This window comes from Micromonospora sp. NPDC004551 (assembly GCF_040609975.1).
Lineage (GTDB): Bacteria > Actinomycetota > Actinomycetes > Mycobacteriales > Micromonosporaceae > Micromonospora.
Window position 1 is genome coordinate 36,453 of record NZ_JBEXLM010000020.1, and the last position, 13,985, is coordinate 50,437.

12 protein-coding genes and 1 pseudogene are annotated in these 13,985 nt (G+C 73.8%); 7 read left to right on the plus strand and 6 right to left on the minus strand.

Translation table 11 applies throughout. The features are described from left to right. The first annotated feature begins 149 nt into the window (after window positions 1-149). Window positions 150-767, plus strand: a complete 618-nt coding sequence (locus ABZW14_RS22475) for a copper resistance CopC family protein (RefSeq protein WP_355349713.1) — start codon at window positions 150-152, stop codon at window positions 765-767. A 55-nt stretch (window positions 768-822) separates the two neighbouring features. On the opposite strand, the gene gltX is transcribed toward ABZW14_RS22475, so the two are convergent. The 3 genes from gltX to ABZW14_RS22490 are packed head-to-tail and all read right to left on the minus strand — an operon-like array spanning window position 823 to window position 4,887. Further along, entirely contained in the window at window positions 823-2,232 is a 1,410-nt protein-coding gene (gene gltX, locus ABZW14_RS22480) for a glutamate--tRNA ligase (protein WP_355349716.1), read from the minus strand. A gap of 49 nt (window positions 2,233-2,281) precedes the next feature. Then, entirely contained in the window at window positions 2,282-3,559 is a 1,278-nt protein-coding gene (locus ABZW14_RS22485; protein ID WP_355349719.1) for an MFS transporter, read from the minus strand. Further along, window positions 3,556-4,887, minus strand: a complete 1,332-nt coding sequence (locus ABZW14_RS22490; protein WP_355349722.1) for a GH1 family beta-glucosidase — start codon at window positions 4,885-4,887, stop codon at window positions 3,556-3,558. The genes ABZW14_RS22485 and ABZW14_RS22490 overlap by 4 nt, the downstream gene beginning before the upstream one ends. A 186-nt stretch (window positions 4,888-5,073) precedes the next feature. On the opposite strand from ABZW14_RS22490, the gene ABZW14_RS22495 reads away from it, so the two are divergent. Beyond that, entirely contained in the window at window positions 5,074-5,520 is a 447-nt protein-coding gene (locus ABZW14_RS22495; protein ID WP_355349725.1) for an SRPBCC family protein, read from the plus strand. 84 nt (window positions 5,521-5,604) lie between these two features. Here the strand turns inward: ABZW14_RS22495 and ABZW14_RS22500 are convergent, their stop codons facing one another. Then, window positions 5,605-6,132 carry a PadR family transcriptional regulator gene (locus tag ABZW14_RS22500; RefSeq protein WP_355349728.1) on the minus strand — a complete coding sequence of 176 codons (528 nt, stop codon included), beginning with the start codon at window positions 6,130-6,132 and terminating at the stop codon, window positions 5,605-5,607. Between the two features lie 74 nt (window positions 6,133-6,206). Here ABZW14_RS22500 and ABZW14_RS22505 point away from each other — a divergent pair, with 74 nt between their 5' ends. Further along, window positions 6,207-7,016 carry an alpha/beta hydrolase gene (locus tag ABZW14_RS22505; protein WP_355349731.1) on the plus strand — a complete coding sequence of 270 codons (810 nt, stop codon included), beginning with the start codon at window positions 6,207-6,209 and terminating at the stop codon, window positions 7,014-7,016. A gap of 66 nt (window positions 7,017-7,082) precedes the next feature. On the opposite strand, the gene aceE is transcribed toward ABZW14_RS22505, so the two are convergent. After that, window positions 7,083-9,827: a pyruvate dehydrogenase (acetyl-transferring), homodimeric type gene (aceE, locus tag ABZW14_RS22510; RefSeq protein ID WP_355349734.1), complete on the minus strand. Its 2,745-nt coding sequence runs from the start codon at window positions 9,825-9,827 to the stop codon at window positions 7,083-7,085. A gap of 201 nt (window positions 9,828-10,028) precedes the next feature. On the opposite strand from aceE, the gene ABZW14_RS22515 reads away from it, so the two are divergent. Then, window positions 10,029-10,433: a YjbQ family protein gene (locus ABZW14_RS22515; protein ID WP_355349737.1), complete on the plus strand. Its 405-nt coding sequence runs from the start codon at window positions 10,029-10,031 to the stop codon at window positions 10,431-10,433. Between the two features lie 70 nt (window positions 10,434-10,503). Here ABZW14_RS22515 and ABZW14_RS22520 read toward each other — a convergent pair whose 3' ends face one another. Then, window positions 10,504-11,274, minus strand: coding sequence for a helix-turn-helix domain-containing protein (locus ABZW14_RS22520; RefSeq protein ID WP_355349740.1), 771 nt, complete (start codon window positions 11,272-11,274; stop codon window positions 10,504-10,506). Between the two features lie 88 nt (window positions 11,275-11,362). On the opposite strand from ABZW14_RS22520, the gene ABZW14_RS22525 reads away from it, so the two are divergent. The 3 genes and pseudogenes from ABZW14_RS22525 to ABZW14_RS22535 all read left to right on the plus strand — a co-directional run. Beyond that, a complete protein-coding gene (locus tag ABZW14_RS22525) occupies window positions 11,363-12,784 on the plus strand; it encodes an MFS transporter (protein ID WP_355349743.1) in 1,422 nt (473 codons plus the stop codon). A gap of 3 nt (window positions 12,785-12,787) precedes the next feature. Then, a complete protein-coding gene (locus ABZW14_RS22530) occupies window positions 12,788-13,258 on the plus strand; it encodes a MarR family winged helix-turn-helix transcriptional regulator (RefSeq protein WP_355349746.1) in 471 nt (156 codons plus the stop codon). 51 nt (window positions 13,259-13,309) lie between these two features. Next, a pseudogene (locus tag ABZW14_RS22535) lies at window positions 13,310-13,726 on the plus strand (transketolase); the annotation flags it as partial. Between the last annotated feature and the right edge of the window lie 259 nt (window positions 13,727-13,985).

Here is a 13,985-nt window from a genome sequence, read left to right on the forward strand (position 1 = left end):
GGGCGCGGACCGGCGTCCACCTCAAAGACTCCGCAGAACGGCGCTGGGTTGCACTCGCTGGAAGAGTATTTGGAACTATGTGCGATCTGTGACCGACCAACAGAACGGCCGATGATCAGCGGCCGGATCGTACCTGGATGGAGGGTTTCATGGGGGGCAGGGTCGCTCGCACGGCGCGGGGCTGGTCGGTGGTGCTCGGGGTGGTGGCCGGGGTGTCGCTGCTGCTGCCGGCGGCGCCGGCCGCCGCGCACAACTCGCTGACCGGCAGCGATCCGAAGAACGGGGCGCGGTTGGCGACCGCGCCGAAGCGGGTCGAGCTCCGCTTTCTCGCCTCGCCGGCGCCCGCCAACACGAAGATCACCATTACCGGGCCGGACAACGTGCCCGCCGTCGGTGGCGCGCCGACCTTCGCCGGCAACCGGGTGAGCCTGCCGTTCACCCCGGGCGCGGCCGGCCTCTACATCGTGGCCTACCGGGTCGGTTCGGCGGACGGCCACCCGGTCAGCGGGGAGATCCGCTTCACCCTGACCACCGGCACGGCCGCCGCCCCACCGAGCAGCGCCGCCCCGACCAGCGCCGCACCGAGCACCCCGGCGAGCGCCGCCCCGACGAGCGCCGCACCGAGCACCCCGACGAGCCCGGCGCCCGCCGCGGACCAGGCCGACTCCGACGGGGGTACGAGCTGGCTGTGGCCCGTGGGCGCCGCCGTGGTGCTGGTCGCGCTGGGCGGCGGCCTGCTGCTGCGTCGCCGGTCCGCCCGCGGCTGATCCCGCGTACGCGTCAGGGCCCGCCGGACGACCGGCGGGCCCTGACGATCCGGGGTCAGAACAGGCGCACCCGGGCGGCGCGCAGCCGGGTCAGGGTGCGGTCGCGGCCGAGCACCTCCAGCGACTCGAACAGCGGCAGCCCGACGGTCCGGCCGGTGACCGCGACGCGGACCGGGGCCTGCGCCTTGCCCAGCTTCAGGCCGCGCTCCGCGCCGACCGCCTCCAGCGTGGACTTCAGCGACTCGGCGTCCCAGGACTCCAGCGCCTCGAACGCGGCGATCGCCGCGTCCAGCAGGTCGGCCGCGCCCTCCTTCATGGCCTTCGCCCAGGCCGCCTCGTCGATGAGCGGGTCGGCCAGGAAGAGGAAGTCGACGTTCGGCACGATCTCGCTGAGCACCGCGATCCGGGTCTGCGCGAGCGGCGCCACCGCGGCGAACGCGGCCGGGTCGAACTCGTCCGGCTGCCACGGCGGCGGGGCGATGGTGTCGGTGCCGGTCAGCCAGGGCTGGCAGGCCGCGACGAACTCCTCGACCGGCAGTGCCCGGATGTAGTCGCCGTTGAACGCGCGCAGCTTCTTCTCGTCGAAGAACGCCGGAGACGGGTTGACCTCGTCCAGCCGGAACTCCTCCTCGATGACCGACCAGGGCACGATCTCCCGGTCGCCGGAGGGGGCCCAGCCGAGCAGCATGAGGTAGTTGCGCATGGCCTCGGCGAGGTAGCCCTCGTCCCGGTACGCCTCCAGGGCGACCTTGTCCCGCCGCTTGGACAGCTTCTGCCGCTTCTCGTTGACCACCACGGGCACGTGCGCCCAGATCGGCGGCTTGACCCCGAGCGCGTCCCAGAGCAGCTGCTGCTTCGGCGTGTTGGGCAGGTGCTCCTCGGCCCGGATCACGTGGGTGATCCCCATGGTCATGTCGTCGACGACGTTGGCCAGCAGGAAGACCGGCGAGCCGTCACCGCGGGCGATGACGAAGTCCTCGATCAGCTTGTTCTCGAAGGTCGGCTCGCCGCGGATCAGGTCGACCACCACGGTCTCGCCCTCGTCCGGGGTGCGGAACCGCAGCGCCCGGCCCTCGCCGGGGCCGAGGCCCTTGTCGCGGTGGTAACCGTCGTAGCCCTGGTACTGCGAGCCGGTGCGCGCCTGCACGTCCTCCCGGGTGCAGTCGCAGTAGTACGCCCGGCCGCCCTCGTACAGCCGCTGCGCGGCGGCCCGGTGCTCGCCCGCGTACGAGGACTGGAAGTACGGGCCCTCGTAGCTGCCCCGCGCGATGCCGATCCAGTCGAGCGCGGAGAGGATGCCCTCGGTCCACTCGGGCTTGTTGCGGGCCGCGTCGGTGTCCTCGATGCGGAGCACGAACACCCCGCCCTGCTGCTTGGCGTAGATCCAGTTCTGCAGGGCGGAGCGGGCGCCGCCGACGTGGAACATTCCGGTCGGGGAGGGGGCGAAGCGTACACGTACCGTCACGTCCCCCAGCCTACGGCGGCCCGCACGCGCTTTCCGGCAGGGGGCCGGTTCAGGGCACCGACCTGATCTTCAGGACGAGGACGCTGCCGACCAGGGTGACCGCGGCGGTGACCGCGTACAGGGTGGGGTAGCCGCCCAGGTGGACCACGATCGGGGCGGAGAGCGCCGGGCCGAGCACCTGCGGCGCCGAGTTGGCGATGTTGATCACGCCGAGGTCCTTGGCCCGGTCGGTGGCGGCCGGCAGCACCTGGGTGATGAGCGCGGCGTCCACGGCCAGGTAGACCCCGTAGCCGGCGCCGAGCAGCAGCGCGGCGACGATCGCCATGGGCCAGGTCGGGGCCACCGCGAGCAGCACCGCCGCGACCGCCATGATCAAGCCGGAGACGATCACGAAGACCTTGCGCCGGCCCGAGCGGTCGGACAGCCGGCCGGCCACCACGGCGGTGAGCATCATGCCGACCGTGTAGAGCAGGATCAGCACCAGCAGGGCGCCCTCGGGGTCGGCCGCTCGCACCCCGTCGGTGAGGAAGTAGAGCAGGTAGAGCGTGCCCAGCGCGTTGCCGGTCTGCACCAGGAAGCGGGTGAACCAGGCCCAGGCGAAGTCGGGGTGCCGGCGCGGGCTGATCCACATCGAGGCGAGCAGCGCCCGCGCCCGCAGCGGCGACCGGTGCTCGCGGGGCAGCGGGTCGTCCTGGGTGAGCAGCGCGAACGGCAGGGACAGCAGCAGCACCGCGAGCGCGATGGCGGCGTACCCGGCGGCATTGCCGGTGACCACGGCGGTGACCAGCACCGCGCCGACCACCAGGCCGAGCGCCTGCGGGATGCCCACCCAGCCGGAGACGCCGCCCCGCTGCGCCACCGGCACCCGGTCCGGGATGGCGGCGGTGAGGCTGGCCAGCATGGCGTTGAAGCAGACCTGGGCGGCCACCCAGGCGACGGCCACCCCGGCGATGCTGTCCTGCCGGGCCAGCACCACCAGGGCGAACGCGCCGACCACCGCGCCCGTGGCGGTCCAGACGTGCCGGCGGCCGAGGTGCCGGTTCGCCATGCGCAGCGAGGTCCGGTCGGACAGCGCACCGGCGAGCGGGTTCGCCAGCACGGCGGCGAGCGCGCCCAGGCCGGTCACCACCGCCAGCATGGCCTCCTTGTCGCCCGGCGCGATCCGTTCCACCTGCTGTGGCAGCAGCACCTGGATCGGCGTGAAGAAGGCCATCCAGACGCCCAGGTTCGCCGCGAAGATCAGCGCGATCCAGCTCCGCCGCACCGGCACGGTGGGTTCGGCGAGCGCCGCCGGCAGCGAGGCCGGCGTCGGGTTGACGGTGGTCATCGCCGGACCAGATTCCGGAACCAGGCGTACGACGACTTCGGGGTGCGCCGCTGCGTCGCGTAGTCGACGTGCACCAGGCCGAACCGCTTCGTGAAGCCCTCGGCCCACTCCCAGTTGTCCAGCAGCGACCAGACGAAGTACCCGGTCACCGGCACCCCGGCGGCCATCGCCTCGTGCACCGCCCGCAGGTGCCCGTCCAGGTACGCGATCCGGTCCGGGTCGGCCACCCGGCCGTCGGCGTCCGGCACGTCGTCGTACGCGCAGCCGCTCTCGGTGATCTGGACGGGGGGCAGCGCGTCGCCGTACCGGTGGTGGAGCTGGACGAGCAGCTCGCGCAGCCCGTCGGGGACGACCGGCCAGTCGAAGGCGGTACGCGGGTGGCCGTCCAGCGGCACGATCTCGAACGGCAGCGGCGAGTCGCCGTCGGCAGGGGCGCGGATGCCGGTCGGGTTGTAGTAGTTCACCCCGAGCACGTCGATCGGGGCGGCGATCACGTCGAGGTCGCCGGCGCGCACCACGGCCGGGTCGAAGCCCGGCTCCTCGGGGTAGCCGCGGCCGAGCAGCGGATCGGTGAAGAGCCGGTTGTGCAGCGCGTCGTACGCCGCTCCGGCGGCCCGGTCGGCATCGGTCTCCCCGGCCAGCCGCACCGGTGAGTAGTTGTTGGCGATGGCCACCGGGCCGGTGCTGCGGGCGCGCAGCGCGGAGACCGCGAGGCCGTGCCCGAGGAGCTGGTGGTGGGCGACCGGGAAGGCGTCGAAGAGCAGCATGTGGCCGGGTGCGTGCACGCCCATGCCGTGCCCGAGGCTCATGTGGATGAACGGCTCGTTGAGCGTGATCCAGAGCTTCACCCGGTCGCCGAGGCGGGTGGCGACCAGGTCGGCGTAGTCGGCGAAGCGGTGGGCGGTGTCCCGGTTCAGCCAGCCGCCGGCGTCCTCGAGGGACTGCGGCAGGTCCCAGTGGAAGAGGGTGGCCACCGGGTCCACGCCGGCGGCCAGCAGGGCGTCCACCAGCCGGTCGTAGAAGTCCAGTCCGGCCGCGTTCGCCGGGCCCGCGCCGGTGGGCTGCACCCGGGGCCAGGCGACGGAGAACCGGTACGCGGACACCCCGAGCCCGGCCAGCAGCCCGACGTCCTCGGCGTACCGGTGGTAGTGGTCGCACGCCTCGTCGCCGGTGCTGCCGTCGACGATCCGGCCCGGGGAGTGGGCGAACGTGTCCCAGATGGACGGGCCGCGACCGTCGACGGCGACCGCCCCCTCGATCTGGTACGCGGACGTGGACACCCCCCACCGGAAGCCGGCGGGGAACTCGGGCATCGGCGCGTTCGTCATTCGCCCTCCCAGAAACGCGAAGCGTGTTCGCGACTCTAGGGCCCGGGCGGCCGTCGCGCCATAGGCCCGAAACCGCAGGTAGGCAAGGGTTTTCGGCGTGTCTTCTCCGAACCCGTCCGCTTAAGTCCGATTTACACATAGAGTGCCGAATATCGCGGATGTGTTTTAAGTGGGGGAAAGATAGACATGATCCTCGTGGAGCGCAGTGCGCACGTGATGGCGCCGGTGGAGACCGTCTGGGACGTCGTGCAGCGGGCCGAGCAGTTGCCGGCCTGGCTGGCGGGGGTCCGCGCGGCCGAGGTCCTCTCCGGGGAGGGGTTCGGCCGGCGACAACTGGTGCAGGCCGGGCGTGGCGCGGCGCACGAGGCCGAGGTGATCGCCTACCAGGAGCCGACCCTGATCGGCTGGCGCGAACGGGCCAGGGGGGCCGGCGCGCGGGCCGAGGCGCGCACCGAGATCTACGTGCAGCTGACCGCGGACGAGGAGGAGGGCGGGACGGTCGTGCGGCTCATCGTCGTGCGGTGGCCCGCCGGCCCCGTCAAGGCCGCCCTGCTCCGGCTCGGCCTGCGCCGGGTCGGCGCCGATCTGGAGGACTCGCTGGCCCGGCTCACCGACCTGGCCGCCGTCGGCTGACCGAGCCCGTCCCGGCGTCGCCCGCGATGGTGATGGTCCGGCGTCCCCGCCAGGGACGCCGGACCATTGTCACCTCTCTCGCACTCAGGTCGCCCGCAGCTCCGCGATCGTGGCGCGGAGCCAGGTCCGCTCGGCCCGGCTGATCTCCCGGGCCATCACCAGCATCCCGCGCCGGAAGGGATCGGTCTGCTCGGCGGCCCGCTGCGGCCGCTCGCCGGTGGCGAAGAAGCTGGCCGGCTGGTCGAGGAAGGACAGCCGGCGTTCGAGCACCGTGGCCTGCGCGGCCCGGTCGTCGAGCTGGCCGAGGAAGGCCAGCAGCGTGAAGAACCGGTTCTGGTCGGTGACATCCAGCTCGGCCGGCTCCCGCAGCCGCCGCCGCAACTCCTCCCGTCCCGCCGCCGTGAGCGAGAGGGTGTGCCGCGGCGCCGCCGCCGCGCCGGGCTCCCGCTGCCGGTTGACCAGCCCGGCCCGCTCCAACCGGTTGATCGCCGGGTAGAGGCTGCCGTCGCTCACCGGCCGGGCGTACCCGGCGAGGCGCGTGATGCGGCTCTTCAGCTCGTACCCGTGCAGCGGCTCCTCGCCGAGGAACCCCAGGATCGCCAACTCCAGCACCCTCGCATTCTGCCTTGCCCGCCGTCCGGGTACCTCGATACGGTGTACCTCGTTTCGAGGTACAGGAGGATCGCATGCGCGTCATGGGACACGGTGGGACCGGGCTCAACGTGGTCGACTTCGGGGGCGACGGGCCGGGGATCCTGCTGCTGCACGGGCTCACCGGCCGCGCCGCGAACTGGACGGCCACCGCCCGCTGGCTCTCCCGCTACGGCCGGGTCGTCGGCTACGACGCGCGCGGGCACGGCCACAGCGACAAGCCCGACGGCCCGTACGACCGCCCGGCGTACGTCGGTGACGCGGTCGCCGTGATCGACGCGCTCGATCTGGCGCCGGCGCTGGTGGTCGGGCACTCGATGGGCGGGCTCACCGCCTGGCAGCTCGCCGGCGCCCGGCCGGATCTGGTCCGGGGCGTGGTGATCGCCGACATGAACCCGGTGACCCCGCCCGATCTGGTCGACCGGTGGCGGCACTGGCTGGCGACGTGGCCGGTGCCCTTCCCGACCCTGGCGGACGTGCGGGACTTCTTCGGGGTGCAGCGGCGGACCGAGGGGGACTCCTTCGTGGAGGTGATGGCCGGCGCCCCGGACGGGTGGCGGCCGCTGGCCCGCCCCGAGCACCTGCTCGCCTCCCTGGCGCACTGGGCGGACCGCGACCACCGGCCCGAACTGACCGCCGTGCGCTGCCCGGCGCTGGTGGTCGCCGGAGCGCAGAGCGACCAGCCGGTCGACCGGCAGCGGGAGATGGCCGCGCTGCTGCCCGACGGCCGCTTCGCACTGGTCCCCGACGCCGGGCACGTCCTGCACTACGACAACCCCGCCGGCTGGCGGGCCGCCGTCGAGCCCTTCGTCGCCGCCCTCACCCCGGCGCGCGCGCCGGCGTGAGTCACGGCAGAAGACGGCGAAGGGGCCCGGCGCTTCGCGCGCCGGGCCCCTGTCGTACCCGATGGGTCAGCTGTCGCCGCCGGTCTCCCCGACCGGGGCGGCGTTGACGTCGTCCAGCGCGTACTTCTTGGCGGCCTCGGCCGGCACGTCGGCCGGCACCGCGCCGCGCAGGGCGAGCTGGCGCAGCGTCGCGACGGCCACGGACTCGGCGTCCACGTGGAAGTGGCGGCGCAGGGCGTGCCGGGTGTCCGACATGCCGAAGCCGTCGGTGCCGAGCGACGTGTAGTCGCCGGGTACCCAGCGGGCGATCAGGTCCGGCACCGCGCGCATCCAGTCGCTCACCGCGACCTTCGGCCCGTCGGCGTCGGCCAGCTTCCGCTGGATGTAGGGCACCCGCTGCTCGCCACCCGGGTTGAGCAGGTTGTGCTCCTCGCACTCGACCGCGTCCCGGCGCAGCTCGGTCCAGGAGGTCACCGACCAGACGTCGGCGGCCACCCCCCAGTCCTCGGCGAGCAGCTTCTGGGCCTTGAGCGCCCACTGCATGCCCGTGCCGGAGGCCAGGATGTTGGCCTTCGGCGCGTCCCCGTCGACCTGCGGGGCCGGGGAGTAGCGGTAGATGCCCTTGACGATGCCCTCGACGTCCACGCCCTGCGGCTCGGCCGGCTGGAAGATCGGCTCGTTGTAGACGGTCAGGTAGTAGAAGATGTTCTCCTGCGCCTCGCCGTACATCCGGTGCAGGCCGTTCTCGACGATGTGCGAGATCTCGAAGGCGAACGCCGGGTCGTAGGCGGCCACCGCCGGGTTGGTGGCGGCGAGCAGCAGCGAGTGGCCGTCCTCGTGCTGGAGGCCCTCACCGTTGAGCGTGGTCCGGCCGGCCGTCGCGCCGAGCAGGAAGCCCCGCGCCATCTGGTCGGCCGCGGCCCAGAGCCCGTCGCCGGTCCGCTGGAACCCGAACATCGAGTAGAAGATGTAGAGCGGGATCATCGGCTCGTCGTGCGTGGCGTACGACGTGCCGGCCGCGGTGAACGAGGCGACCGAGCCCGCCTCGTTGATCCCCTCGTGCAGGATCTGGCCGGTGGTGGCCTCCTTGTACGACAGGAACAGCTCCCGGTCCACCGAGGTGTACCGCTGGCCGTGCGGCGAGTAGATCTTCGCCGTCGGGAAGAGCGAGTCCATGCCGAAGGTGCGGGCCTCGTCCGGGATGATCGGCACCCAGCGCTTGCCGAACTCCTTGTCCTTCATCAGGTCCTTGAGCAGGCGGACGAAGGCCATGGTGGTGGCGACCTTCTGCTTGCCCGAGCCGCGCTTGACGTCGGAGAAGCGCTCGGTGCCCGGGATCTGCAGCGCCTTGCCGGTCGCCCGGCGGGTCGGCAGGTAGCCGCCGAGCTGCTTGCGCCGCTCGTGCAGGTACTCGATCTCGTCGGACTTCTCGCCCGGGTGGAAGTACGGCGGGAGGTACGGGTTGTCCTCCAGCTGCTTGTCCGGGATGTCGAGGTAGAGCCGGTCGCGGAAGAGCTTGAGGTCCTCCAGCGTCAGCTTCTTCATCTGGTGGGTGGCGTTGCGGGCCTCGAAGTGCGAGCCCAGCGTCCAGCCCTTGATGGTCTTGGCCAGGATCACCGTCGGCTGGCCGGTGTGCTCCATGGCCGCCTTGTAGGCCGCGTAGAGCTTCCGGTAGTCGTGGCCACCCCGCTTGAGGTTCCAGATCTCGTCGTCGCTGAGGTGCTCGACCATCTTGCGGGTCCGCGGGTCGCGGCCGAAGAAGTGCTCCCGGACGTACGCCCCGGACTCCGCCTTGTAGGTCTGGTAGTCACCGTCGGGCGTGGTGTTCATGAGGTTGACCAGGGCGCCGTCGGTGTCCGCCGCGAGCAGCGGGTCCCACTCGCGGCCCCAGACCACCTTGATCACGTTCCAGCCGGCGCCCCGGAAGAACGCCTCCAGCTCCTGCATGACCTTGCCGTTGCCCCGCACCGGGCCGTCCAGCCGCTGCAGGTTGCAGTTGATCACGAAGGTGAGGTTGTCCAGCTCCTCGCGGGCGGCCACGCCGATCGCGCCGAGCGACTCGACCTCGTCCATCTCACCGTCGCCGAGGAAGGCCCAGACGTGCTGCTGGGAGGTGTCCTTGATGCCACGGTGGTGCAGGTAGCGGTTGAACCGGGCCTGGTAGATCGCGTTCATCGGGCCGAGGCCCATCGACACGGTGGGGAACTCCCAGAAGTCCGGCATGAGCCGCGGGTGCGGGTACGACGGCAGGCCGCCGCCCGGGTGCGACAGCTCCTGCCGGAAGCCGTCGAGCTGGTCGGCGCTGAGCCGGCCCTCCAGGAACGCCCGCGCGTACATGCCGGGGGAGGCGTGGCCCTGGTAGAAGATGTGGTCGCCGCCTCCCGGGTGGTCCTTGCCCCGGAAGAAGTGGTTGAAGCCCACCTCGTAGAGGGACGCGGAGCTGGCGAAGGTGGAGATGTGGCCGCCCACGCCGATCTCGGGCCGCTGCGCCCGGTGCACCAGCATGGCGGCGTTCCACCGGATGTAGGCCCGGAGCCGGCGCTCGATGTGCTCGTCACCGGGGAACCAGGGCTCGCGCTCCGGCGTGATGGTGTTGATGTAGTCGGTGGTGGTCAGGGACGGCACCCCGACCTGGCGCTCGCGGGCCCGCTCCAGCAGGCTCAGCATGACGTAGCGGGCGCGCTTGGTTCCGCGCTCGTCGATGACACCGTCAAGCGACTCGACCCATTCGCTGGTCTCTTCAGGGTCGATGTCCGGAAGCTGGCTCGGCAGACCAGCGGTGATCACCGGGCGCTTGCGTTCCGTAGCCACAGGCGTTCCCTCGGTTCTGTGTGGGATAGGTCTCTAGCGCCATCCTGCCCCCTGGTGGCGCATGTCGTCACGTCTCCCTCCCCCAGACGCGATGCTGAACACAGGTACTCGCCGGTAACTTTGTGCGATCACCGGCTCCGCCGGCGGCCGTCCGGCCACACCGGCGGCGCTCGGGCGTCCCGCTCCGGCAGAATGCGCCGTATGCGGAGCGAGGTGATCACCGTCCGGACCGGGTCCCGGCCGACCGTCCGGGACATCACGAGCGAGGCCGAGCGGTTCGTCGCCGGCGAGGGCGACGGCCTGCTGCACGTCTTCGTGCCGCACGCCACCGCCGGCCTGGCGATCATCGAGACCGGCGCCGGCTCGGACGACGACCTGCTGCGCGCGCTCGACGACCTGCTCCCCACCGACGACCGCTGGCGGCACCGGCACGGCTCACCCGGGCACGGCCGCGACCACGTCCTGCCCGCCTTCGTCCCCCCGTACGCCACCCTGCCGGTGCTCGGCGGGCGGCTTCAGCTCGGCACCTGGCAGTCGCTCTGCCTGGTCGACACCAACGGCGACAACCCCGAACGGCAGGTCCGCTTCTCCTTCCTCCCCGGCTGAGGCGGGCGCGGCGCGGGCGTGGCCGACCCCTTGCCGAGCAGCGGACCCCGGTGGAGACCCAGTGCCGCCGTCAGCCGAGCAGCCGCCGAAGCTGGCCGGGGGTGTGGCCCAGCTGGGCGCGGACCGTGCGGGTCAGGTGCGCCTGGTCGGCGAAGCCCAGCTCGACGGCGAGCGCGGCGAGGCTGTCCGCACCCTCCTCCAGCCGGTCGAGCAGGCACCCGACCCGCAGCCGGTTGCGGTAGCGGGTCAGCGGCACCCCGACCCGGGCCTGGAACTCCCGGCTGAGCCGATAGGGCGAGACGCCGAGCGCCCGGGCCAGCGGCAGCAGCCCGGCCGCCTCGGGCGCGCCGTCGTGCAGGGCGGCCCGGGCCCGCTCGACCAGCCGCCGGTCCCGCCCGCTTCCGCCGGCCGCCGGTCCGGTGGCCGCGCCGACCAGCCGGACCAGCCGCTCGGCCGCGGCGTGGTCGGGGTCGGCCGTGGCGCGCAGCAGCAGCCGGTGGGCCAGGTCCACCCGGGCGTCGACGTGCACCACGGCAGGCACCGGCCGGTCGGCGAACAGCTCCCGCCACAGCCGCTCGGACAGGCGCAGCGAGGTGCAGTCGTCCCCGCCCGCCGGGTGGGCGAAGCGCTCCTCCTCACCCGGCACGGTCAGGTAGGCCACGGTCGGCTCGACGAACTCGGCGCCGCCGCGCCCGGCCCGGCGGAAGCCGCCCCGCCGCGTCAGCACGAGGCCATACGCGGTGGCCGGCTCGGGCGCGGACCAGCCGGTGTGGTCGTCGCGGCACCGCACCGCGCTGATCCCGAAGTCGGGGTGCGCCAGCAGCGGTGTCGCGGTACGCATGCCGGTCAGCGTAGGCCCACCGGCCGACCCGACCGCCCCGCAAGGATCGACAAGACCGCGGGCCACCGAAGCGGGCAGGGTGGCGGCCGTGACCGAGTCGACCCGCCGGACCGCCGCCCTGCTCACCGTCCTGCTCACCGGGCAGGCGATGGCCTCCATGGACACCTCGATCGCGGCAGTGGCCGCGCCCGCGATCCGCGCCGACCTGGCCGGACCGCCGACCGTGCAGCAGCTCGTGCTGGCCGGCTACACCCTCACCTTCGCCGTGCTGGTGGTGGTCGGGGCGCGGCTCGGCGCCCGGCACGGCTACCCCCGGGTCTTCCTGCTCGGCCTGGCCGGGTTCACGCTCGCCTCGCTGGCCTGCGGCCTCGCCCCGGGGCCGGCCACGCTGGTGCTGGCCCGGGTGGTCCAGGGCGCGGCCGGCGCGCTGATGGTGCCGCAGGTGCTGTCGCTGATCCAGGCGGTGGTCCCGGCGGCGGCCCGGGCGCGGGCCATCGGCGCGTACTCGATGGTGCTGGCCCTCGGCGTGGCCGCCGGCCAGGTCCTCGGCGGGCTGCTGGTGACCCTCGACCTGGGCGGCCTCACCTGGCGGGCCGCGTTCCTGGTGAACGTGCCGGTCGGCGTGGTGCTCCAGGTCGTCGGGCGGCGGGCGTTCGCCGGCCTGCCGGCCGACCCGCCCCGCCGCGAGCCGCTGGACCTGCCGGGCGTGCTGCTCCTCGCCGCCGCGATGCTCACCCTGGTGGTGCCGCTGGTGCTCGGCGGGGACCTCGGCTGGCCCGGGTGGGTCCGGGCCGCCGCGGCCGCCGCCGGCGCCGCCGGGCTGCGGCTCTTCCTCGGGTACGAGGTCCGGCGCGCGCATCGCGACGCCGCCCCGCTGCTGGACGTGACGGTGCTGCGCCACCCCGGGGTGCCGGCCGGGCTGCTCGCCTGCTGCGTGGTGATGGGCTGCTACGCGGGCTTCCTGTTCGTGCTCACCCTGCGGCTCCAGGACGGGCTGGGCTTCACCGCGCTGGCGGCAGGACTGGCCTTCCTCCCGTACGCGTCGGGTTTCGCCCTGTGCGGCCTCGCGGTGGCGCGGCTGCCGGAGCGGGTGCGGGCGGTGCTGCCGGTCGCCGGGCCTGCTGTGCTCGCGACGGTCGTGGTGGCGGTGGCCGGGCTCGCCGCCGCGGGCTGGCCGTGGCCGGCGGGAAGCGCGCTGCTGGTGGCCGGCGGCGCGGCGCACGCGGCGGCGTTCAGCCCGCTGGTCACCCGGCTCGCCCGCGTGGTGCCGGCCGGCGCGGCCGCGGCGCTGTCGGCGGCCGTCTCCACCGGCACGCTGCTCGCGGCCGTGCTAGGGGTGACCCTGGTCGGCGGCCTGTATCTCGCCCTGGCCGCGGCCGGCCGGCACGGGTCGGCGCTCACCCTGCCCCCGGCGCTCCTGACCGCCGCGCTGCTGCTGACGGGCGCCGTCGCCGCCCGGGTGGCCACGCGGCCGGCACCGGAGATGATCGCCTTCGCACGTACGATGTGAGGCATGGCGCGACCCCCCGCCCCCGAGGCCGGCGACCGCTCCGGCCTGGCCGGGGACGCTGTGCGCCGGATCATGCACATCGCCTCGGCCATGCGGCACTACCAGGACGAGGAGATCGCGGGGCTGGGGCTCACCCCGGCCGCCGCCCGCGCCCTGCACGAGCTGGACCCCGACCGGCCGCTGCCCGCCCGGGACCTCGCCGAGCGGCTGGCGTGCGACCGCTCCAACGTCACGGCGCTGGTCGACAAGCTGGAGCAGGCCGGGCTGGTGGAGCGGCGGGTCGACCCGGCCGACCGGCGGCAGAAGACGCTCGTGGTGACCGCGGAGGGCCGGCGGGTCCGGGACCGGGTCCGGCGGGTGATGTCCGACTCCCGACTCCTCGGCGGGCTCACCACGGCAGAGCTCGCCACCCTGCGTGAGCTGGTCTGGAAGGTCTCCGACGGCGGTTGCCCGCAGGAGTGCGACGAGGCCTGACGGGGTCCGGCCGGAACGTGTCCGACTGGGCGAGGTGCCCTCCGGTCGGTAATGCTGTCCGACGTGACCACCCCGCAAGATCTCGACGACCGGTTCCGGGCGGCCCTGACCGCGCTCGGCGCCCCCGCCTCGCGGCGTGACCTGGGTGAACCGCTGCCCGGTGGTGCGCCGCTGACCGGGGCGCAGGCACTGGCCCTGTTCGACGCCCAGCTCACCAGCCGGCTGCTCGATCTCGCCGGGCGCTGGCTGCGCAGCTTCGGCGAGGGGTACTACACGATCGGCTCCGCCGGTCACGAGGGCAACGCGACCGTGGCCGCCGCGCTGCGGCCGACCGACCCCGCCCTGCTCCACTACCGTTCCGGGGCCTTCTACTGCCTCCGTGCCGCCCAGGCGGCCGGCGCCTTCCCGGCCGGCCCGGCGGTGCCCGACACCGACGCCGACGCGCCGGACGCGATCGAGGACGCCCCGACGGCCCGGATCCCGGATCCGCGTACCCCCGCCGAGGGCGCCGTGGACGCGGACGCCGACCGGCCGGACGGGTCGCCGGAGTCCGGGCGGCCGGCCGGTGACCCGGGCGAACTCGGCGGTGGCGCGGCGACGCCGCCGCTGGAAGCGGTGCCGGACGATCCCTCGGCAACGGACGCCCAGGTGACGCCGGGTGGCCCGGCGACGTCGGACGAGTCCGCGACGGACGGCCCAGCGACGGCGGTCGGCCCGGTCACGCCGG

What these genes read in the sequence shown, in the direction of transcription:
- ABZW14_RS22475 (WP_355349713.1), top strand. Translation starts at nt 150, where the DNA reads ATGGGGGGCAGGGTCGCTCGCACGGCGCGGGGCTGGTCGGTGGTGCTC.
- ABZW14_RS22485 (WP_355349719.1), bottom strand. Translation starts at nt 3,559, where the DNA reads ATGACCACCGTCAACCCGACGCCGGCCTCGCTGCCGGCGGCGCTCGCC.
- ABZW14_RS22490 (WP_355349722.1), bottom strand. Translation starts at nt 4,887, where the DNA reads ATGACGAACGCGCCGATGCCCGAGTTCCCCGCCGGCTTCCGGTGGGGG.
- ABZW14_RS22495 (WP_355349725.1), top strand. Translation starts at nt 5,074, where the DNA reads ATGATCCTCGTGGAGCGCAGTGCGCACGTGATGGCGCCGGTGGAGACC.
- ABZW14_RS22505 (WP_355349731.1), top strand. Translation starts at nt 6,207, where the DNA reads ATGCGCGTCATGGGACACGGTGGGACCGGGCTCAACGTGGTCGACTTC.
- ABZW14_RS22515 (WP_355349737.1), top strand. Translation starts at nt 10,029, where the DNA reads ATGCGGAGCGAGGTGATCACCGTCCGGACCGGGTCCCGGCCGACCGTC.
- ABZW14_RS22520 (WP_355349740.1), bottom strand. Translation starts at nt 11,274, where the DNA reads ATGCGTACCGCGACACCGCTGCTGGCGCACCCCGACTTCGGGATCAGC.
- ABZW14_RS22530 (WP_355349746.1), top strand. Translation starts at nt 12,788, where the DNA reads ATGGCGCGACCCCCCGCCCCCGAGGCCGGCGACCGCTCCGGCCTGGCC.